This window comes from Craterilacuibacter sinensis, assembly GCF_009831765.1.
GTDB lineage: Bacteria > Pseudomonadota > Gammaproteobacteria > Burkholderiales > Chromobacteriaceae > Craterilacuibacter > Craterilacuibacter sinensis.
In genome coordinates, this window is record NZ_WSSB01000009.1 from 67,709 (window position 1) to 87,374 (window position 19,666).

Here is a 19,666-nt window from a genome sequence, read left to right on the forward strand (position 1 = left end):
TTGCCTAGTCCATTTCAGGGAGGCCGATCGTGCCATTCACCGGCAACATCCCTCCCTCTAGTAGGTCTTTACTGCGATACACCCCGTGATGGAGGATAAAGATGACTGATATGGCGATCTCCCTGGAGCTGCCCGTATTCAAAAGCGAATTGCCTACCCGCTTTGCCCGCGGCTGGCACTGCATCGGCGTTGCTGCCGACTTCCATGACGGGCAGGCGCATACGCTGAACCTGTTCGGCACCCGTCTGGCCGCATTTGCCGACAGCCAGGGGCAGGTGCATGTGCTGGACGCGTACTGCCCGCATATGGGCGCCGACCTGTCGCGCGGCACGGTTGAGGGCGACTTGCTGGTCTGTCCTTTTCATCACTGGCGCTTCGGTGCGGACGGCAAGTGCAAGGAGGTACCGTACTGCAAACGCGTGCCGCCCAAGGCCAAGACCCGCCGCTGGCTGACCTGCGAGGAAAACGGCCTGCTGTTTGTCTGGCATAACGCCGAGGGCAAGGCACCGGCGGCGGAAGTGGTGATCCCGCACCTGCCTGAGCTGGACAGCGACGAATGGTCGAGCGACTGGATGCTGGATACGCTGATCATTGATACCAACCCGCGCGAGCTGGTCGACAACCTGGCCGACGCGCAGCACTTCGGCCCGGTGCACGGCTCGCCGACCAAGTATTTTGCCAATGTGTTCGAAGGCCATATCGCGCAGCAGATATTCCACGGCGACTCCGAGCGTCTGGGCGGCGATCTGGTGGCCGAATCGGCGTACTACGGCCCGGCCGTGCACCTGACACGCATGCGTGCCGAGTTTGACGGGCGCGTGGTTGAATCGATTCTGCTCAATGCCAATACGCCGATCACCCAGACCAGCTTCGAGCTGCGTTTTGGCGTGCTGGTAAAAAAGCAGCCTGACTGGAGCGAGGCGCAGAACGCGGAGCTGGCACGCAATTATGTGCAGCAGAACCGCAATTCCTTCTATCAGGATGTGGACATCTGGAAGAACAAGATCCGCGTCAACAACCCGGTGCTGGCCGAAGGCGACGGCCCGGTCTATCAGCTGCGCGAATGGTACGAGCAGTTCTTTATGGATGAGAACCAGGTGCCGGCCAAGCTGGCAGAACGCGTCGAGATCGTGACGTGGGACAAGCGCTAAATTGAAGAACATAAAACCGGCCTCGGCCGGTTTTATGCTTTTGCTGCACGGCAGCTTACCTTCGTGGCAGGTGTTCGCAATGTACTAAGCCAAACAAGAAAAAGGCAGCTTGCATCTGCCTTTTTGCTTTGAGAGGTTGCCGGAGCCGGCAAATTTGCCTGCCTGTGGCTGGCTGAGCATGATACGCACCCGTTCGGTTTGTCGGCGCACACCAGTTTTGGTGAAGATAAAGTGCAGATGGGCACGCGCGGAGTCGTGGCGTATACCCAGTTCCGCCAGTGCATCTTCGTGCCACAACCATGGCTGCCTGTTTTTTAGGCGGACCATCCCAAGCATTGCCAGGCAAGGCCTTCCCGAGTTTATCCACAAGCCACCCCCAGCTTTGTCCGCGAGTACGGTGGATGAGTCGGCGTATGGAAAAAGGGATGGCGTGCGCTGCATGATGTCCTCCCATTAATGCGCCGGAGTTTGCCATTTAGCCCACGCCATCCCTGGCTCAGGTTTGACTCGCCTGTTGCCCGCTAACTGCCCCACACTTTTTTGGCGGGGATAGCGACACCCAGCAAACCCTGTATCGCCGTCGAAATGCCGTCGACCGGGTAGGCCTTGCCGCCGTTGCGCGCCTCCGGCCCCGAGCGCCAGCCATCGCACACCGATACCCGGTCGCCCTCGATCTCGAACACCTGGCCGCTCACCCCGCCACTTGCCTTGCTGGCCAGCCACACCACCAGCGGCGCGACATTGGCCGGGTCGTAGTGGTCGAAGCCGGCGTCCGGCTTTTTCACCAGCTCCGGCATGCCCTGTTCGGTCATATGGGTGCGCGCCGCCGGTGCCAGCGCATTGGCGGTAATACCGTAGCGCGCAAGCTCGGCCGCCTGCACCAGCGTCAGCGTCGCGACGCCGCCCTTGGCTGCGGCGTAGTTGGACTGGCCGATCGAGCCTTGTAGCCCGGCGCCCGAGGCGGTGTTGATAATGCGCGCATCGATCTGGATGCCGTCTTTGCTGAGGTTGCGCCAGCGCTCAGCCAGCACCCGAGAGAGGCAGAAATGCCCCTTCAGGTGCACGCGCATCACTGCGTCCCAGTCATCCTCGGACAGCGACACGAACATGCGGTCGCGCAGGATGCCCGCGTTATTGACCACGGCGTGCACCTCGCCAAATGCGGCCAGTGCCGCATCGACGATGGCGCGCGCGCCATCGAGCGAGCAGATGTCGCCGGCGTTGGCCAGCGCCTTGCCGCCACTGGCCTGAATGTCGGCAACGACAGCTTCTGCTGCCTCCAGCCGGATATCGTTGACCACGACATTGGCGCCCTCGCCTGCCAGCGCCAGCGCATAAGCGCGGCCAAGACCTCCGCCGGCGCCGGTGATGATCACGGTACGGTTGTCACAGTGTTTCATGATGTTTCCCATGCTTGGTGTGGGGCTGCCGCGTGGCCGCGCTCCACCATGTTTACAAACGCTCGATAATGGTGACGTTGGCCTGGCCGCCGCCTTCGCACATGGTCTGCAGGCCGAAGCGCCCGCCCGTGCGTTCCAGCTCGTGCAACAAGGTGGTCATCAGCCGTGCGCCGGAGGCGCCCAGCGGGTGGCCCAGCGCGATCGCGCCACCGTTAACATTGATGCGTGCCGGATCGAAGCCGGTTTCGATCTGCCATGCCATCACCACCGAGGCGAAGGCTTCGTTGATTTCAACCAGGTCGATATCGGACAACTTCATGCCGCAGCGCTTGAGCGCGTATTCGGTCGCCGGAATCGGCGCGCGCAAGTGCCAGATCGGGTCATCACCGCGCACCGACAGGTGGTGGATGCGCGCACGTGGCGTCAGGCCGTAGCGCTTGAGCGCCGCCTCCGACACCACCAGCACGGCAGCAGACGCATCGGCCGTCTGGCTGGATACCGCCGCGGTGATGCCGGGGTAGGCTGCATCAACCGGCTCCAGCTCGGCCATTTTGGCGAGGCTGGTCTCTCGCACCGTCTCGTCAAAATCAAGGCCGTTCAGCGCGACAATCTCGCGCGCGAAATGGCCCTCTTCTGTGGCGTGGCGCGCCTTGGCGTGGCTTTCCAGCGCGAAGGCTTCCATCGCTGCGCGCGACAGGCCCCAGTGATCGGCGATGCGCTGGGCGGCGTAAAACTGATTGACCGGCGCGGCGCCAAAACGCGCCTGCCAGCCCCGGCTTTCAGCAAACGGTGTGCTGTAGCCATAGGCTTGACCTGCCAGCATCGCCGCCGAGATCGGGATGCGGGTCATGGTCTGCACGCCGCCGGCCAGCACCACGTCCATGGTGCCGGACATCACCGCCTGCGCGGCAAAATGCACCGCCTGCTGGCTGGAGCCACACTGGCGATCAATGGTGGTGCCGGGTACAGCCAGCGGCATGCCGGCAGCGAGCCATGAAGTACGGGCGATGTCGCCGGCCTGTGAACCGATGGTATCGACACAACCGAACACCACGTCGTCGTAGTCCTCGGCCGGAATCGCATTGCGAGCAACGATGGCGCGAATCACATGCGCGCCAAGGTCGGCCGCGTGCACATCGGAGAGCGAACCCTTGCGTTTGCCTGTGGGGCTGCGCAAGGCATCGACGATATAAGCTTGAGCCATGGGGCTTCCTTGTCAGATAAAGGTTTTGCCTGGACCGATCTCGGTGTCGGGCGCGAACAGCCAGTCGGCGACGCGGGCCTTGTGAAACGCGGCGTCGCCCCATGACGATGCCAGCGCCCAGATGCGCTTCATGAAAATCTGCAGGTCGCACTCCCAGGTGTATCCCATCGCGCCATGCAGCTGGATGCCGTTACGCGCCGCCAGTGCCGCCGCCTCGCTACAGGCCAGACGCGCCTGCGACACATACACGTCGCGCAAGGGGTGGCCATGTTCGACAGCCCAAGCCGCGCGATTGAACACCGGTTTGGCGAATTCGCTTTGTACCGCCACATCGGCCATATGGTGCTTGACCGCCTGGAAGCTGCCGATCGCCTTGCCGAACTGCTTGCGCTGCGCGCTGTAGTCGATGGAAATATCAAGGATGCGCTGGGTCAGCCCCAGCAGCTGGCCGCAGATGGCAAGGTTGCTGCGGTTGATGAGCTCTCGCCACAGCACCTCGCCCTGAGCCGCATCGGCCACACGGGTGCCGGCGCCAGTCTCCAGGCTGACGCGGTACAGCCGCCGCGCCGGGTCCACGCTGGCCAGCGCACTGACATCGACCGCGCTGCGCGGTACGGCATGCACCTCCGAGTCGGCCCAGGCCAGTACCAGATCGGCGCGATCGGCGTCGGCCACCAATGGGTTAAGCGGATGGCTGATGGCAAGTTGCAACTCGCCGGCAGCCAGGCGCGGCAAGGTCGCTTGCTGCAAGGATGGCGCATCGGGCAGCGCCGCGATCAGGCAGGCGGCCGGATAAGCGGTATTGAGCGCAGCGTCCGGTACCGCGTAGTAGCCGAATTCCTGGCTCAGCAGCGCCCAGTCGGTGTCAGCAAGCCCCAGTCCGCCAAAGGCCTCGGGCACCGACAAGGCACTCAAGCCCTGCGCGGCGATCAGCTCTTGCAGCTGCGGGCTGATGCCTGCATCCAGCTCCCAGCCTTCGCGCACGCGTTCGGGGCTGGCTTCGACCATCAGGAGAGCGCGCATGGCATCGCGAAATGCGCGCTGGTCGTCGGTATAGGTAAAGTCCATCGTATTCCCCTTTACTGGCGCGGCATGCCGAGCATGCGTTCGGCGACGATATTGCGCTGAATCTCGTTACTGCCGGCGTAGATTGGACCGGCCTGCGCGAACATGAAACCCTCCATCCAGCGCCGTGACTCGGGCGTATCCAGCTCGGCGCGACTGCCCAGAATGCGCAAGGCGGTGTCGTGCAGCAGCAGATCAAGCTCGGACCAGAAAATCTTGTTGGTGCTCGATTCCGGCCCGATCTTGCTACCCTTTGCCAGCATGGAGACGGTGCGGTAGGTCGACAGCGCATAGGCCTCGGTGGCCGAGATCGCGCGTATCACCGCATCGCGGATGGACAAGTCACGGTCGGCAGCGTCGCGGTTGGCCAGATACAGCGTGCGCAGGCGGCGCGCGGTCTGCTGGTAGCGCGCAGGCGAGCGCAGCAGCAGACCGCGCTCGAAACCGGCGGTAGCCATCGCCACATTCCAGCCCTCGCCCTCGGCGCCCAGACAGCAGTCGACGGGCACGCGCACATTGTCGAAGAAGATTTCGGCAAAGCCGGCCAGACCGTTGAGCTGGCGGATAGGCCGTATCGTCACGCCGGGGGTATCCAGCGGCACCAGCAGATAGGACAGGCCGTGATGGCGCTGTGAACCGGCTTCGGTGCGGAACAGGCCGAAAATCCAGTCGGCCCAGCGTGCGCGCGTCGACCAGGTTTTCTGGCCGTTGATCACGTAATGGTCGCCGTCGCGCACGGCCGTGGTGCGGATTGCCGCCATGTCCGAACCGGCACCCGGCTCGCTCCACGCTTGAGCCCACATATCGTCGCAGGCGGCCATGCGCGGCAAGAAGCGCGCCTTCTGCGCCTCGGTGCCGTACTCCATCAGCGTGGGTCCCAACAGGAACACGCCGTTCTGGTTCAGGCGCAAGGGCGCGTCGGCTGCCCAATACTCTTCCTCGAAGATCAGCCACTCGAACAGGCTGGCGCCGCGCCCACCCAGCGCTTCAGGCCAGGTGATGCCGGCGTAGCCTGCGCTATTGAGCGTCTTCTCCCAGGCGCGGTGCGCCTGAAAGCCCTCAAAGGTGTCGTAATCCGGCAGTGCCTCGCGCGGCACATGCTGTTGCATCCAGGCGCGCACTTCGGCGCGAAAGGCGTTTTGTTCTGCTGTGTAGTGCAGGTCCATGGCCAGGCTCCGCTTAAAAGTGCGCCGTGCGCTTTTCGACAAAGGCGTCCCGGGTCTTGGCCGAGTCCGGACTCATATACGCCTGCAGGGTAAAGCCCTGCTCCCAGCGGTATTTGGCTTCCAGATCGCCATCCTCGACCCCGTTCAGCGCCTCTTTGGCGATGCGTATCATCGCCGGGCTCTTGGCGGCGATGCGCGCAGCCACCTCCAGCGCGGTGTCCCGCAGCTCGGCTGCGGCCACCACGCGCTCGAGCGCTCCCAGGCGCAACGCCTCCGCCGCACCTATCATCTCGCCGGTAAAAAACAGATAACGCGTCTTCTGCACGCCGAACATGCGCTGCAGGTGTGCCGCACCTCCCATCGCGCCGCGGTCGACTTCGGGCAGGCCAAAGCTTGCGTTGTCGGCCGCAATCACGATGTCGGCCGCGCCGCAAATGCCGATGCCGCCACCCAGTACAAAGCCGTGCACGGCAGCAATCACCGGTACCTTGTTGCGGTGTACCGCCTTGAAAGTTTCATAGTTGCCGGCATTGACCGAGACGATCAGCGTGTCGTCGGCGGCCAGTTCCTTGATGTCGACGCCGGCACAAAAGCCGCGACCCTCGGCGCGGATCACGATGGCGCGAGTGCGCGCATCGTCGCCGCGTACGGCGATCTCGGCCGCCAGCGCATGCCAGCCGGCAGCAGGCAGCGCGTTGACCGGTTTATGGTCGATCACGATCTCGGCTACGCCGTTGTCGTGCAAGGTGGTTTGAAAATACATGGACGCTTTCCTCCTGCTGTCTGCCCGTCATGGCGGTGATTTTTGCCATCATCCGGCTAAAAACCAGCCGACGCGCACTACAAACGGACTAATCCGCGCTAAACAGCAGGCTGTATTTCCGTGCGTAGTACGGTGGAGGGCATGCGATGCGCGCTACATTTTAGGCCGCAGGCCGTAAGCCACTATCGGCTCGACCTTGCCCGCGTATTGGTGAGTTACCCGCATGTTGCGATCCTCCCTCCCCTTACGCGGATGGTGATATAGCGAGACAAAAATAGTGCCTAAATTTGACATGTGCATACGCGGTCAGATGTAATGCCGTATTGGCTGCTTGCGGCGCAAAGCAGTTGGAATTGCGCCACATCTACAGTCCCCTCTGGATGTGTATATTCCGTCCTGAATACATCGATGCGATCGAAAACTCATGCCATGCAGCAATGGCTTTTGCAATTATGCACATGAATCAAATAGATATGCACCTAGCAGGACTGTGCGTTTAATGTTAAACACAATATAAAAGGAAAATAAAAATGGCAAATGGTGTAGTTGCTGACAACTGGTCACTACAAGAAATTTCTTCGTTGCTGAAAAATGGGTTTAATTCAGAACCATCTGAAGAAATTGTCGTTTCGGATGTAGGTCATTCATATAAACCTGTCTCAAGTGCCGCGATTCAAACTGAAGCCCTTTTTGACTTGGTAACAGATATTATCCTCAGGGATGAAATACTTGTAGAAGAAAAATTTACTAATGCTTGGAAGGTGAACGGCAGCCCAATTAACCAAGCCATGAGTGCCGGCGTAATTAGGAGTTATCCATTCCTCGATGAACCAGAAAGATTAAAAGAGCCTCGAGATAGAATCGTACAGCACATTTGCTCTACGAAACATCTTGCTGACGCACACAAGAAAAACGTTGAGGAGTGGGGTAAAACCAAAACAACCCCAGATGGTCTATTATCTGCCACATTGTGGGGTGGGGCAGGAATGTGTGCCAGGAGCTTTGTTTACGAAAAAAGCTATACTCCCCATCCACTACGTAAGAGACTTTTCCTTAATTCAGGTTTCCTCCTTCCTGCTCAAGATGCCCTGCATCAAGTGACTACTTTCCTAGACGATAACAGGGTAAAAGTCTCGAAAAAAATATACGGCAACGACTCTCTTTACTCCGGATGCTTAAAGATACCTTCTTTACCTGTACGCGTAATTCAAGAGTCTTCGTCAGCCAGTCAAATCATCTCAATTGCACTGGAAATGAGATCAGACTTCAAGAATCTAAGAGAGTGGTTAAAAATTTTTCAGAACTCGATGACATTAGAAGACACACAAGAACTTATTAAAAAAAGAAAAGAACTAGATTCAGTTGCGGAATATGTAAGCAACAAAATTGGATTAGCCGATGAAAAATCCACTTCTTCTTTAGAAGTTGGCATAGGGATATTCAAGCTGTCATTTGGCATAGGAAACCAAATCAATCACTTGAAAAATCAATTTGGGGTAAGAGCCACGCTTAATAGGCTAATTTTTGGCTCTAGTGGAAAAAAAGAATTAGAAAAATATGTCAACATGTTCGATGAAAAAGGCTCCGGCATTGGTTACGAAGTTCAGCGCCACTTTAGCGGAAATTCTTAAGCTGGCGCTCAACACTCACAGGCTAAAACTTGCACTTTTGCTCTGTACGTTAGCTCCACGTTATGCACTAAATCAAAGGAATAGATTACCCTTTACTTTCCGGATACCGCGACGGCTGCGCAAAACGCGATAGCAAGGCTTCGGCTTGTGCCGCGATGCCGGAAATCAAAGCCTCGCAACTGACGAGTTCGTCTATCGCCGCCGCCACCTGGCCGCTGGCCAGCAGGCCCTCGTCCGGTACGCCATCGACCATGGAGCGCTGCAGCAGCATGGGCTGGCTCGCTGCCATCACCGTCTGGCTCAAGGCCGCCGGGTCTTCCTTCAAGGCCCGCAACAGGGTTTTCAGCATATGGGCGTTGCTCATGCCGGTTTCGTTCTGAAAGCGGTGCGCGCTCTTGATCGCCAGCCACAGCCGCCCCAAGGGACTGGCCTGCTCCAGCTTTTCCAGCACCGGGTTGCGGATCAGGCGGTGGCGCATGCCGTCGACCGCCAGGCTGACTTCGATGCGGCTGACGTCATCGACGGTAACGTATTTTTGCAGCGTCGATGCCGGCACCGGCGAATCCGAAGTCATCAGAAAGCGCGTCCCCATGGCGATACCGGCGGCGCCGGCCGCCAGTGCCATCGCCAGGCCGCGCCCGTCGTGAAAACCGCCGGCGGCCAATACCGGCACCTTGACCGCATCCAGCACCTGCGGCAACAGGATGGTGGTCGGCACCGAGCCGGTATGCCCCCCCCCCTCGCCGCCCTGTATCGTCACCGCATCGGCGCCCAGCGCGATCGCCTTTTGCGCGTGCTTGAGCGCACCCACAGTCGGGATGCACAGGATGCCCGCATCTTTCAGGCGCTTGATCTGCGCCTTGTCCGGCCCGCGCCCGTAGCTGACGGCCTTGAGGCCATGCTTGATGGCCAGCCCGATAATCTCGTCGGCGTTGGGCTGGAACAGGTGGAAATTGATGCCGAATGGCGCGTCCGACAGCGCCTTGACCCTGAGGATTTCCGGCTCGACCGCTTCCGGACGCAGCGTTGCCGCCGCCAGAAAGCCGAAGCCGCCGGCGTTGCCGGTGGCAGCCACCAGACGCGCATCGGCCACCCAGCCCATCGCGGTCTGGATAATGGGGTAGCGGCAACCCAGCAAGCGGGTGATATCGGTGTCCAGCAAACTCATGCCTCGCCCTCCTTGTTGGCCTTCACCATCGCGCGCGCGTCGTAGCCGCCCAGCTTGTCGCCGGACAAGAGCTCGTTGTGGCTGTGGGCGAAGTGGTGCCAGGCAAAGGCCGCGTCCATGCTGGCACGCTTGCCCATCAGGTCTTCGGCGTGGTTGATCGCCTGCTTGGTCAGCGCCAGCCCCATGCGCGGCATCGCCGCCATCTTCGCCGCCATGCCGGCCACCGTGTCCTCCAGCGCCTCGCGCTCGACCACACGGTTGACCATGCCCATCTGGTACGCCCGCTCGGCACTCATCTTCTCGCCAAGGAGCAGGAACTCCTTGGCAATGCGCGGATGCAGTTCGAACGCGTGGGCGAAATACTCGACACCGGGAATGCCCATCCGTACCACCGGATCCTGAAAGTAGGCATCGCTGGATGCCACGATCAGGTCGCACACCCAGGCCAGCATCAGGCCGCCGGCAATGCACGCGCCGTGCACCATGGCGATGGTCGGCTTGGGCAGCTCGCGCCAGCGCCGGCACATGCCCAAATACACCTCCTGTTCGCGTGCATACAGAAATTCGCCGCCGGGCTTGTTCGTGTGGTCCCACCACAGGGACGCATTGGCATCAAAAGACTTGTTCACATCGCGCCCGGGGGTGCCAATATCGTGACCGGCCGAGAAATGCCGCCCGGCACCGCCAAGCACGATGACCTTGACGCCATCGTCACGCGAGGCGCGCACCAGTGCCGCGTCCAGCGCGTAGGTCATCTGCGAATTTTGCGCGTTATTGAAGCCCGGCCGGTTGAGCGTGATCCACGCCACCTGTTCTTCGACACGGTACAGCACCGGCTCGTCGGTCTCGTATACCGCATCGTCCGGGCGAGAGACAAAATTCTGGTCGTTCATGTTCGGCCTCTTATTTGGTGCGTCATCGCTTGGCAGTGCAGGGGGCTGGCTGGGCAGGTAGCAGCATCGATGGTGGGTTACGCCGGCAACGCCGGCTAACCCACCCCACACCACCAGGCCCACCCTGCCCGCTCACAACGCGGCGCGGTTGGCTGGCGGGTTGCCCTTGATCTGGGCCGCGCGCATGTCGTGCGGGTCGAGGCGACGGATGATGACCAGCTCCTCCTGGCTTGGCGCGCGCGTTTCGGCCAGGTTCGCTATCGCCAGCAAGGGGAAACCGGTTGCTGCCTGCACCTGCTCGAGCGTCACCCCGGGGTGCAGCGAGATCACGCGCACGGCGTGATCCGGACCGCCGAAGTCCATCACACACAGGTCGGTGATGATGCGCCGCAGATCAACAAAATCGGCCTTCACCCCCTCGCCCCAGCGCGCACGGTTGTAGCCGACGCCGGACACCATATCGACTTCGCCCGCGACAAAGACGCGCGGATTGTGGCTGGGCACCAGCATCGAATTGGCGTGGTTGATGCTGTTACCCGGCAGGCCGCGTACCCCCAGCATCGCTGCCTTGGGTTTTTCGTAGCTGCCGATCACCGACAGATTGGTCTGCCCGAAGCGGTCGATCTGGGTCGGCCCTATCATCGCGTGCCGGCGCCCGCCCCAGACGCACTCGAACACCCGCTCGAAGCCCATATAACCGGCGTAACGGGGCTCGAAATCGCCACGCGGCCCCAGCGGAATCGGCTCTTCCACCAGGAAGGCTTCGCTGTCGGTCATCAGGAGTTCCGGCGTATGGGTGAGTTTGGCGAGGCTGGCGCCCAGGCGCGGGATCACGCCGATGCCGGAGGCGAGAATCTCGCCGTCGCCACGCCAGGCGTCGGACGCGGCCGTGATCATCAGCTCGGCCAATGTGTAGTCAGAATGTTGGCTCATGCGTCTTCCCTCAAAAAACCGGATGTTGCAGATCAAGGAGCCGTGCCGGCAGGCCCGCCTCGTGCCGGTAAGCCTCTTCGCCGCCGGCGATATAGCGCGCACGGTAAGCCTCCCAGCCGCCATCTTCTGTCGCCGCAGCGGCGTAGGTTTTCATATGCGCCAGATCCCAGCCGTAGTCGGGGTTGTTGAGCGTCGGGTGCGCGCCGCCGGGCGCATGCACCACCCCCGTCACCAGATAGCGCTCGAACAGATTGGCTTTCGCCTCGGAGGCGGTCAGCGAGAACTTGTCTTGCAGACGCTCGCAGCTGACAAAGCTCTCTTTGGCCGCGCGGGCAAACAGAGCGTCGAAGTAGGCGTCACGGCCGGTAATCAGGGTATTGCCCCAGCGGTCGGCGTCATTCACATGCAGCAAGGCCACGTCCAGTTCCAGCGCAGGCATCGCCAGCAACACCTCGCCGTCGTCGTAGGGCGAGGCGATCGTCTTGATTTCGGGGTTTTTCGCCAGCACGTCGGTGGCGAGGCCACAGCGCGTGGGCAAAAACGGCAGGCGCATGCCGGCGGCGCGCAAGCCCCACTCCAGCATGCCCTCGTCCAGCTCCATCAATTCCAGCATGCCCGCTTCGCGCGCCTTGCGGTAGAACGGTTCCAGCGGGATCGCGTCCATGGTGACAAAGCCGAACACCAGTTTTTTCACCTTGCCGGCGGCGCACAGCATGCCGACTTCCGGGCCGCCATAGGCCACCACGGTCAGGTCGGTCACGTCCGAGCGCAGGATCTCGCGCACGATGGCCATCGGCTTGCGCCGCGGGCCCCAGCCGCCGATACCGATGGTCATCCCCGATTTGATACGCCCCGCTACCGCCGCGAGCGTCATTTCCTTGTTCATGCCGCGTCCTTTTTTTCGTTGAAGCCGACACTGAAGTCGTGCCCCCAAATACTGACCTCGGTTGCCTCGAACACCGTATGCCGCTCCCAGTCGCACACCAGGCCGCCGTAACCGTATTCGAGTGCGAAGGTCGACGGCGTCTGCATGTAAAAGGAGGTCATCTTGTCGTTCAGGTGCTGGCCCAGCGTCGCCATCTGCTTGACGCCGTGTTGCTGCATGCGGTCGTGGGCACGACCGACATCGCTCATGCCCGGCACTTCCAGCATGATGTGCACACAACCCTCGGGCGACGGAAAACCGGCCAGCGCCAGGCTGTGATGGCGGCCGTTGGCGCAGTGCAGGAAATGGATGGGAATGGCCGGCGCCGACGGGTCGGGACGGAAGTTGAAGATGTCCGACACGCCAAAACCCAGCACCTTGGTAAAGAATTCCAGCGTGGCGTCGAAATTGAGCGCCGGCAGCACAGTGTGCCCCAGCCCCATCTCGCCGGTTACGAAGTACGGCACGCCCTGCGGCGAGGCAAAGGGGCGCGCATCCAGTTGCGGGCCCCAGAAGAATTCGTGACGGTTGCCCGAAGGATCGGTGACCCGCGCCAGCGCATTGACCTTGCGCGATGTGCAAAGTATTTCGTTTGCCAGCTCGAATGGGATACCGGCACGGTCGAGCACCAGTTGCAGTTCCTTGAACGCTTCCTTGCCGGCAAGCTCCCAGCCCGAAGCCAGATAGCGGTCTTCATGCCCCTGCTCAACCAGAATGCGGTAAGGACGCGCATCGAGCTTGACAGAGACCCCGCCCTCGTCCGTCGTGCTTGCCATCGCACCCAACACATCATGCGCGTAGCGCACCCAGCGCGCCGGGTCGCGACACTGTGCCACCACATACGCCAAAGACCTGATTTCAACCATCACTGCCTCCTCTGCATCGCGATGCCCATGCGGGCAATTGCAAGGATTGTGCGATGGCGCGCAAGCGGCAACATCGTCCATCCGGACGGTCTGCAGGGCATGCAGTTCAAACGTGGCGACTGCAATGGCAAACGATAAAGCAGGCGCGTCCAATTACTGGAATGCATCTCTGCACTAGCCTGCCGCACCCGCGCCTAAGCCAATCAGACGATTCAGCATGCGTGGCCGCGGGTAACACTGACGCGTCAACAGCCAAGGTGAGGCCTTATGCACGTCCATCCTTCCCCCATTCCCGAGGGCCGCTTCGTCACCCTGCCTGACGGGCTCAAGCTGCACTACCACGACGAAGGCACAGGCTTGCCGGTGTTGTGGCTGCACGGTAGCGGCCCAGGTGCCAGCGGCTACAGCAACTTCAAGGGCAATGTGCCGGCCTTTAGCGCTGCAGGCTACCGCTCGCTGGTGCTCGATCTGCCCGGCTTCGGCCTGTCGGACAAGCCGGACAATGTCGATTACGACCTCGACTTCTTCGTCGCCAAGGTGGCCGCCTTTCTCGAAGCCGTCGGCGTGACGCGCTGCGCGGTACTGGGCAACTCGCTGGGCGGCGCCATTGCGCTGGGTCTGGCACTCAAACACAGCGAACTGGTCTCTGCGCTGATTCTGATGGCCCCCGGCGGCGTCGAAGAACGCGAGACCTATTTCGCCATGGCCGGCATCCAGCGCATGGTCGAGACCTATAGCAAGGGGCCGATGGGGCCGGCCGAGATGCGTCACGTGATGACGCTGCAGCTGTTTGACCCGGCGCTACTGTCCGACGAACTGATTGCCGAACGTGCCGCCATCGCCCCGTCGCAACCGAAAAACCTGTTTTCCACCATGCGTGTGCCGAACATGACGCAGCGCCTGGCCGAGCTTGCCTGCCCGGTGTTCGGCTTCTGGGGCCAGGACGACCAGTTCAACCCGGTGTCCGGGGTGATGAAGTTTCTCGCGCACACGCCCGATGTGCGCTTTACCGTGCTCAACCGCTGCGGCCACTGGGTGCAGGTCGAGCACCGCGAACTCTTCAACCGCCAGTGTCTCGATTTCCTCAAGGAGCAAGCATGCCCACAGCCCTGATTCCGCATCTTGCGCGCGAGCTCTATCGCGCGCTGCGCGAGCGGCAAACCGTTGCCCCGCTCAAAGCGCGCCACCCTTCTATCTGCATTGAGCAGGCCTACCATATTTCGCAGGCCATCCTGCGCCTGCGCGAAGGTGACGGCGAGCGCGTGATCGGCAAGAAGATCGGTGTCACCTCCAAGCCAGTGCAGGACATGCTGGGCGTGCACCAGCCCGACTTCGGCTTTTTGACCGACCGCATGCAGCTCGCTGACGGCAGCACGGTCAGCCTCGCCGGCAGCGGCCTGATCCAGCCGCGCGCCGAAGGCGAGATCGCCTTCTTCCTCAAGCACGACCTCACCGGCCCCGGCGTCACGCGCGAGCAAGTACTCGCGGCCACCGCCTGGGTGGCGCCCTGCTTCGAGATCGTCGACTCGCGCATCGCCAACTGGCAGATCGCGATCGAAGACACCGTCGCCGACAACGCCAGCTGCGGCGTGTTCGTGGTGGGGGACGCACGCGTGGACCCGGCCACGCTGGATCTGGCGGCCTTGCGCATGGATATCGAAAAAAACGGCGTGCACGCCGCCAGCGGCCTGGGCTCGGCGGTGCAAGGCCACCCGGCCGAAGCGGTGGCATGGCTGGCCAACACCCTGGGCGAATTCGGCATCGCGCTCAAGGCTGGCGAAGTGATCCTGTCCGGTTCGCTCGCGCCCTTGCTGCCGATTGTTGCCGGCGACCGTTTCAGCATGCAGATCGAGGGGCTGGGCGGCGCGTCCATCGCCTTTAGCGAATAAGCCCCCGCGACTATCAGGAGAAAACCATGAACAAGATCAAGTGTGCACTGATAGGTTCGGGCAATATCGGCACCGACCTGTTGTACAAAATCAAACGCAGCGAAGTGCTGGAGCCGGTATGGCTGGTCGGCATCGACCCCGACTCCGAAGGTCTCGCGCGGGCGCGCGAAATGGGCATCAAGACCACCGCCGATGGCATCGCAGGCCTGCTGCCGCATATCCAGGCCGACGGTATCCGCATCGCTTTTGACGCCACCAGCGCCTATGTGCACAAGGCCAATTCGGACGCGCTGACTGCGCTCGGGGTCAAGGTCATCGACCTCACTCCGGCCGCCATCGGCCCCTATTGCGTGCCGCCGGTCAACCTGGCCGCGCATCTGGACGCCAACGAGCCCAACGTCAATATGGTGACCTGCGGCGGGCAGGCCACCATTCCCATGGTGTATGCGGTCAGCCGCGTACAGAGCGTGGCCTACGGCGAGATCGTCGCCACCGTGTCCAGCCGCTCGGCAGGGCCCGGCACGCGCAAGAATATCGACGAATTCACCCGAACCACCGCCGGGGCGGTGCAAAGCGTGGGCGGTGCGCGCGAAGGCAAGGCCATCATCATCCTCAACCCGGCCGAGCCGCCCTTGATCATGCGCGACACCATCCACTGCCTGACCGACAAGACGCCGGACGAGGCCGCCATCACCCGCTCGGTGCATGCGATGGTCGATGCGGTGCAAAAGTATGTGCCCGGTTATCGCCTGGTCAACGGGCCGGTATTCGACGGCAAGCGCGTCTCCATCTACCTCGAAGTCGCCGGCCTTGGCGACTACTTGCCGCGCTACGCCGGCAATCTCGACATCATGACCGCTGCCGCTGCCAGCACCGCCGAAGCCTTCGCGCGGCGCATGCTGAAAAACGACAAACTCGCGACTGTTTAAGGAATACTGCCATGAACCTTTCCGGCAAGAAAATCACCGTCCACGACATGACGCTGCGCGACGGCATGCACCCCAAGCGCCACCAGATTTCGCTTACGCAGATGGTCGACATCGCACGCGGGCTGGATGAGGCCGGCGTGCCGCTGATCGAAGTCACCCACGGCGATGGCTTGGGTGGCGCCTCGGTCAACTACGGTTTTCCGGCACACTCGGACGCCGAATACATCGGCGCCGTCGTCGAAACCGTCAAACAGGCCAAGGTTTCGGCGCTGCTCTTGCCCGGCATCGGCACCGTCGACCACCTGAAAATGGCGTTCGACCTGGGGGTGAACACCATCCGCATCGCCACCCACTGCACCGAGGCCGATGTGTCCGAACAGCATATCGGTGCCGCGCGCAAGCTGGGCATGGATACTGTCGGCTTTCTGATGATGGCGCATATGAATACCCCCGAGGGGCTGGCGCGCCAGGGCAAGCTGATGGAAAGCTATGGCGCCAACTGCATCTATATCACCGACTCGGCCGGCTATATGCTGCCGGAGGATGTGAAGGCGCGCATCGCTGCACTGCGCGCCGTGCTGGACCCGGCCACCGAGATCGGCTTTCACGGCCACCACAACCTGGCGATGGGCATCGCCAACTCGCTTGCCGCCATCGAAGAAGGCGCCACCCGCATCGATGCCGCGGCGGCGGGCCTGGGCGCAGGGGCCGGCAATACGCCAATGGAAGTGCTGATTGCAGTGTGCCAGCGCATGGGAATCGAGACCGGCGTCGACCTGTTCAAAATATCGGACGTGGCCGAAGACAGGGTGATCCCCATCATCGATTTCCCGATCCGCATCGACCGCGACGCGCTGACTCTGGGTTATGCCGGCGTCTACGGCTCCTTCCTGTTGTTCGCCAAGCGCGCCGAGAAGAAGTACGGCGTGCCGGCGCGCGAAATCCTGCTCGAACTGGGCCGGCGCGGCATGGTCGGCGGGCAGGAAGACATGATCGAAGACACCGCCATCAATATGGCGCGCGAACGGCAAGCGCGCACACAGGCCACCTGCTAAGCCTGCACCTTGCAGCCCTGCTGCCTGATGGCGCGGGGCTGCTGCACACGATGCCAAATCTCGCGCCTGCCGTGCGCGCCTGAACCGGGAGCCTGCCTGATGCCACCCATGACCTCCCAGCTGACCCGCCCGATGTGGGGCGCGATGCTGGCCGCGAGTTTCGCCTCGACCATAGGCGGCTTGCCCTTCAATGCGCTGCCCATCCTCCTGGGCACGCTTTCCGACAGCTTCAGGCTCGGTGCCGCCGCTACCGGCTTGCTGGGTTCAAGCTGCTTTGCCGGCTACCTGCTGGGCACCTTGCTGTCCGCGCTCTATATGGACAAGTTCAACTGGCCATGGCTGACGCGACTGTCGGCGCTGGGCGCCGCCGGCGCGCTGTTGCTGTCCTCGCAGTTGCCGCTGTGGTTCCAGTATCCGCTGTGGGCGCTGGTCGGCTTTTTTGCCGCGCTGATGACCTGCCTGGGGCTGCGCATCATGGGTGCGCTGCCGGACAAGGAGCGTGCGCTATCGCTGAGACTGGCCGTCGAACTGGCGGTGACCTCGGCCGTACTGTTCGCGTTGCCGCCGCTTGTCATCGCCCGCTGGCACTACCCGGGGCTGGTGCTGGCGCTATCGGCCATCATCCTGCTGCTATCGCTCTCCAGCCTGAAGTTGCCACGGCGCGACGCACTGCCCGGTACCCGTGCCGGTGGCGACGCGCGCAGCATCGCCGACTCGCTGCGCCTGCCATGGCCGGCCTTTGCCGCACTGGCGTGCTTTTTTGTCTACGGCACCGGCCAGATCGGGCTGTGGGCATTTCTCGAACGCATCGGCCACAGCCATGCGTTAAGCGCGTCCGAACTGGGGCTCACCTTTGCCGTGCTCAAGCTGCTGGGCGGCGCCGCCGCCGGCTCGCTGATTCTGGTCGGTGAACGCCTGGGCTACCGATTACCGCACGGCATCGTGCTCTTGGTGATTGCCGCCGGCCTGTTCTTGATGAGCCAGGGTGGTTTTGCCGGCTTCGCCATCGGCGCCTGGGTATGGGAAGCCGGCTTCACCTGGGGCTGTATCTACCAGACCGCCGCCATCGCCCGGCTGGATGCGTCCGGGCGTTCGGTGATGCTGATTCCGGCGGCGTTTGCACTGGCGGCCATGCTGGGGCCGGGACTCGCCGGCTTTCTGTCTGCCAGCGGTTTTGCCCCGCTTTACCTGCTGGCTGCCGCCACCGCCCTGCTGCCCGTTGCCGTTTACACCCTGTTCCTCGCGCGACGCATGACCCAGCCCACCGCCCCGCAAGCCGGCGATGTGGCCCAGGTAGCCGATGTACTCTGACGCACAGCCAAGACACACATTTAGTCTGCCCGGACGATGACCCACACGGCATGCACCAGGCAGTATGATGACAGCAATAAGAACCCGGGAGACAGTAATGACGCAGGCTTACATTTTCGACCATGTGCGCACGCCGCGCGGCAAGGGCAAGGCTGACGGCGCGCTTGCCGAGGTCACCCCGACGGCACTTGCCGCACAGACCCTCAAGGCGCTTGCCACACGTAACGAACTGGACACCCGGCAGGTGGAAGACGTGACCCTCGGTTGCGTGGTTGCCGTCGGCGAACAAGGCGGCAATATCGCCCGCATCGCGACCCTGGCAGCCGGATTTGACGAGTCTGTTCCCGGTGTGCAGGTCAACCGCTATTGCGCCTCCGGCCTCGAGGCGGTCAACCAGAGTGCAGCCAAGGTGATGGCTGGCCAGGCGCAGCTTGTCATCGCCGGCGGCGTCGAGAGCATGAGCCGCGTACCGATGGGGGCTGACGGCGGCAGCTGGGCCATCGACCCGGCGGTCGCCTTTCACACCCGCTTTGTGATGCAGGGCGTCTCTGCCGACCTTCTGGCGAGCAAATACGGCTACAGCCGGCACGAGCTTGACGCCTACGCCGCCGAAAGCCACCGCCGCGCGGCGCAAGCCTGGGCCGAAGGCCGCTTTAAACGCTCGATCGTGCCGGTGACCGACATCCTCGGCCTGACGCTGCTCTCGAACGACGAAACCATCCGTCCCGGCACCAGTGTCGAGAGCTTGGGCGCACTCAAGCCCGCCTTCGCCCAGATGGGCGAGCAGGCCGGTTTTGACGCGCTGGCGCTACAACGCTACCCGGATGTGGAAAAGGTCCGCCACCTGCACCACGCCGGCAACAGCTCAGGCATCGTCGACGGCGCGTGCGCGCTGCTGATCGGCTCACTGGAAGCCGGCCGCGCACTGGGACTCACCCCCCGCGCGCGCATCAGAAGCTTCGCCAGCATCGGCTCCGAACCGACCATCATGCTCACCGGCCCGTCATTCGCTGCCGAGCGCGCGCTGAAAAATGCCGGCATGCGCGCAGCCGACATCGACCTGTGGGAGCTGAACGAGGCATTCTCGGCGGTGGTGCTGCGCTTCATGCAAGCGATGGACGTCGCGCACGACAAGATCAACGTCAATGGCGGTGCCATCGCCATGGGCCACCCGCTGGGTGCAACCGGTGCGATGATATTGGGCACCCTGCTGGACGAGATGGAGCGCCGCGGCGACGCCACCGGCCTCGCAACCTTATGCGTCGGTGCCGGCATGGGCATCGCCACCGTTATCGAACGCGTCTGAGAGGGCGGATC

Annotated in this window: 18 protein-coding genes; 8 read left to right on the top strand and 10 right to left on the bottom strand. The window is 62.3% G+C overall.

Features of this window, described 5'->3' with window-relative positions:
- Window positions 1-110: 110 nt before the first annotated feature.
- Window positions 111-1,151, top strand: a complete 1,041-nt coding sequence (locus GQF02_RS10745) for a Rieske 2Fe-2S domain-containing protein (protein WP_220789432.1) — start codon at window positions 111-113, stop codon at window positions 1,149-1,151.
- Between the two features lie 521 nt (window positions 1,152-1,672).
- On the opposite strand, the gene GQF02_RS10750 is transcribed toward GQF02_RS10745, so the two are convergent.
- Genes GQF02_RS10750 through GQF02_RS10770 form a run of 5 tightly spaced genes read right to left on the bottom strand, consistent with a single transcriptional unit; the run spans window position 1,673 to window position 6,749 of the window.
- On the bottom strand, window positions 1,673-2,551 hold the full coding sequence (locus tag GQF02_RS10750; protein WP_160797031.1) for an SDR family oxidoreductase: 879 nt from the start codon (window positions 2,549-2,551) through the stop codon (window positions 1,673-1,675).
- A 52-nt stretch (window positions 2,552-2,603) separates the two neighbouring features.
- Window positions 2,604-3,755, bottom strand: a complete 1,152-nt coding sequence (locus tag GQF02_RS10755; RefSeq protein WP_160797033.1) for an acetyl-CoA C-acetyltransferase — start codon at window positions 3,753-3,755, stop codon at window positions 2,604-2,606.
- 12 nt (window positions 3,756-3,767) lie between these two features.
- Complete coding sequence (locus GQF02_RS10760; protein ID WP_160797035.1) at window positions 3,768-4,823, bottom strand: acyl-CoA dehydrogenase family protein; 1,056 nt, start codon at window positions 4,821-4,823, stop codon at window positions 3,768-3,770.
- Window positions 4,824-4,834: 11 nt separating this feature from the next.
- Window positions 4,835-5,986 (bottom strand): acyl-CoA dehydrogenase family protein, encoded by a 1,152-nt coding sequence (locus GQF02_RS10765; RefSeq protein WP_160797037.1) that lies wholly within the window; start codon window positions 5,984-5,986, stop codon window positions 4,835-4,837.
- A 13-nt stretch (window positions 5,987-5,999) separates the two neighbouring features.
- The gene (locus GQF02_RS10770; RefSeq protein WP_160797039.1) at window positions 6,000-6,749 is read right to left on the bottom strand and encodes an enoyl-CoA hydratase family protein; all 750 of its coding nucleotides are present in this window, start codon (window positions 6,747-6,749) and stop codon (window positions 6,000-6,002) included.
- A 530-nt stretch (window positions 6,750-7,279) separates the two neighbouring features.
- Between GQF02_RS10770 and GQF02_RS10775 the strand changes: the two genes are divergently transcribed.
- Window positions 7,280-8,380, top strand: a complete 1,101-nt coding sequence (locus tag GQF02_RS10775) for a hypothetical protein (RefSeq protein WP_160797041.1) — start codon at window positions 7,280-7,282, stop codon at window positions 8,378-8,380.
- An 85-nt stretch (window positions 8,381-8,465) separates the two neighbouring features.
- Here the strand turns inward: GQF02_RS10775 and GQF02_RS10780 are convergent, their stop codons facing one another.
- The 5 genes from GQF02_RS10780 to GQF02_RS10800 form a co-directional block, all read right to left on the bottom strand.
- A complete protein-coding gene (locus tag GQF02_RS10780) occupies window positions 8,466-9,548 on the bottom strand; it encodes an NAD(P)H-dependent flavin oxidoreductase (RefSeq protein WP_160797043.1) in 1,083 nt (360 codons plus the stop codon).
- On the bottom strand, window positions 9,545-10,441 hold the full coding sequence (locus tag GQF02_RS10785) for an enoyl-CoA hydratase (RefSeq protein ID WP_160797045.1): 897 nt from the start codon (window positions 10,439-10,441) through the stop codon (window positions 9,545-9,547). The genes GQF02_RS10780 and GQF02_RS10785 overlap by 4 nt, the downstream gene beginning before the upstream one ends.
- Before the next feature lie 132 nt (window positions 10,442-10,573).
- On the bottom strand, window positions 10,574-11,374 hold the full coding sequence (locus GQF02_RS10790) for a CoA-transferase subunit beta (RefSeq protein WP_160797047.1): 801 nt from the start codon (window positions 11,372-11,374) through the stop codon (window positions 10,574-10,576).
- 10 nt (window positions 11,375-11,384) lie between these two features.
- On the bottom strand, window positions 11,385-12,260 hold the full coding sequence (locus GQF02_RS10795; RefSeq protein ID WP_160797049.1) for a CoA transferase subunit A: 876 nt from the start codon (window positions 12,258-12,260) through the stop codon (window positions 11,385-11,387).
- Window positions 12,257-13,165 (bottom strand): VOC family protein, encoded by a 909-nt coding sequence (locus GQF02_RS10800; RefSeq protein ID WP_160797051.1) that lies wholly within the window; start codon window positions 13,163-13,165, stop codon window positions 12,257-12,259. Before GQF02_RS10800 ends, GQF02_RS10795 begins: the two co-directional genes overlap by 4 nt.
- Before the next feature lie 267 nt (window positions 13,166-13,432).
- On the opposite strand from GQF02_RS10800, the gene GQF02_RS10805 reads away from it, so the two are divergent.
- The 6 genes from GQF02_RS10805 (at window position 13,433) to GQF02_RS10830 (ending at window position 19,655) form a co-directional block, all read left to right on the top strand.
- Window positions 13,433-14,278, top strand: a complete 846-nt coding sequence (locus GQF02_RS10805) for an alpha/beta fold hydrolase (protein ID WP_160797053.1) — start codon at window positions 13,433-13,435, stop codon at window positions 14,276-14,278.
- The gene (locus GQF02_RS10810) at window positions 14,263-15,054 is read left to right on the top strand and encodes a fumarylacetoacetate hydrolase family protein (RefSeq protein ID WP_160797055.1); all 792 of its coding nucleotides are present in this window, start codon (window positions 14,263-14,265) and stop codon (window positions 15,052-15,054) included. The genes GQF02_RS10805 and GQF02_RS10810 overlap by 16 nt, the downstream gene beginning before the upstream one ends.
- A 26-nt stretch (window positions 15,055-15,080) precedes the next feature.
- Window positions 15,081-15,983, top strand: coding sequence for an acetaldehyde dehydrogenase (acetylating) (locus GQF02_RS10815; RefSeq protein WP_160797057.1), 903 nt, complete (start codon window positions 15,081-15,083; stop codon window positions 15,981-15,983).
- A gap of 11 nt (window positions 15,984-15,994) precedes the next feature.
- Complete coding sequence (gene dmpG, locus GQF02_RS10820; RefSeq protein WP_160797059.1) at window positions 15,995-17,038, top strand: 4-hydroxy-2-oxovalerate aldolase; 1,044 nt, start codon at window positions 15,995-15,997, stop codon at window positions 17,036-17,038.
- A 99-nt stretch (window positions 17,039-17,137) separates the two neighbouring features.
- Window positions 17,138-18,349, top strand: a complete 1,212-nt coding sequence (locus GQF02_RS10825) for an MFS transporter (RefSeq protein ID WP_220789433.1) — start codon at window positions 17,138-17,140, stop codon at window positions 18,347-18,349.
- A 97-nt stretch (window positions 18,350-18,446) separates the two neighbouring features.
- Window positions 18,447-19,655, top strand: coding sequence for an acetyl-CoA C-acetyltransferase (locus tag GQF02_RS10830; protein ID WP_160797061.1), 1,209 nt, complete (start codon window positions 18,447-18,449; stop codon window positions 19,653-19,655).
- The last annotated feature ends 11 nt before the right edge of the window (window positions 19,656-19,666 follow it).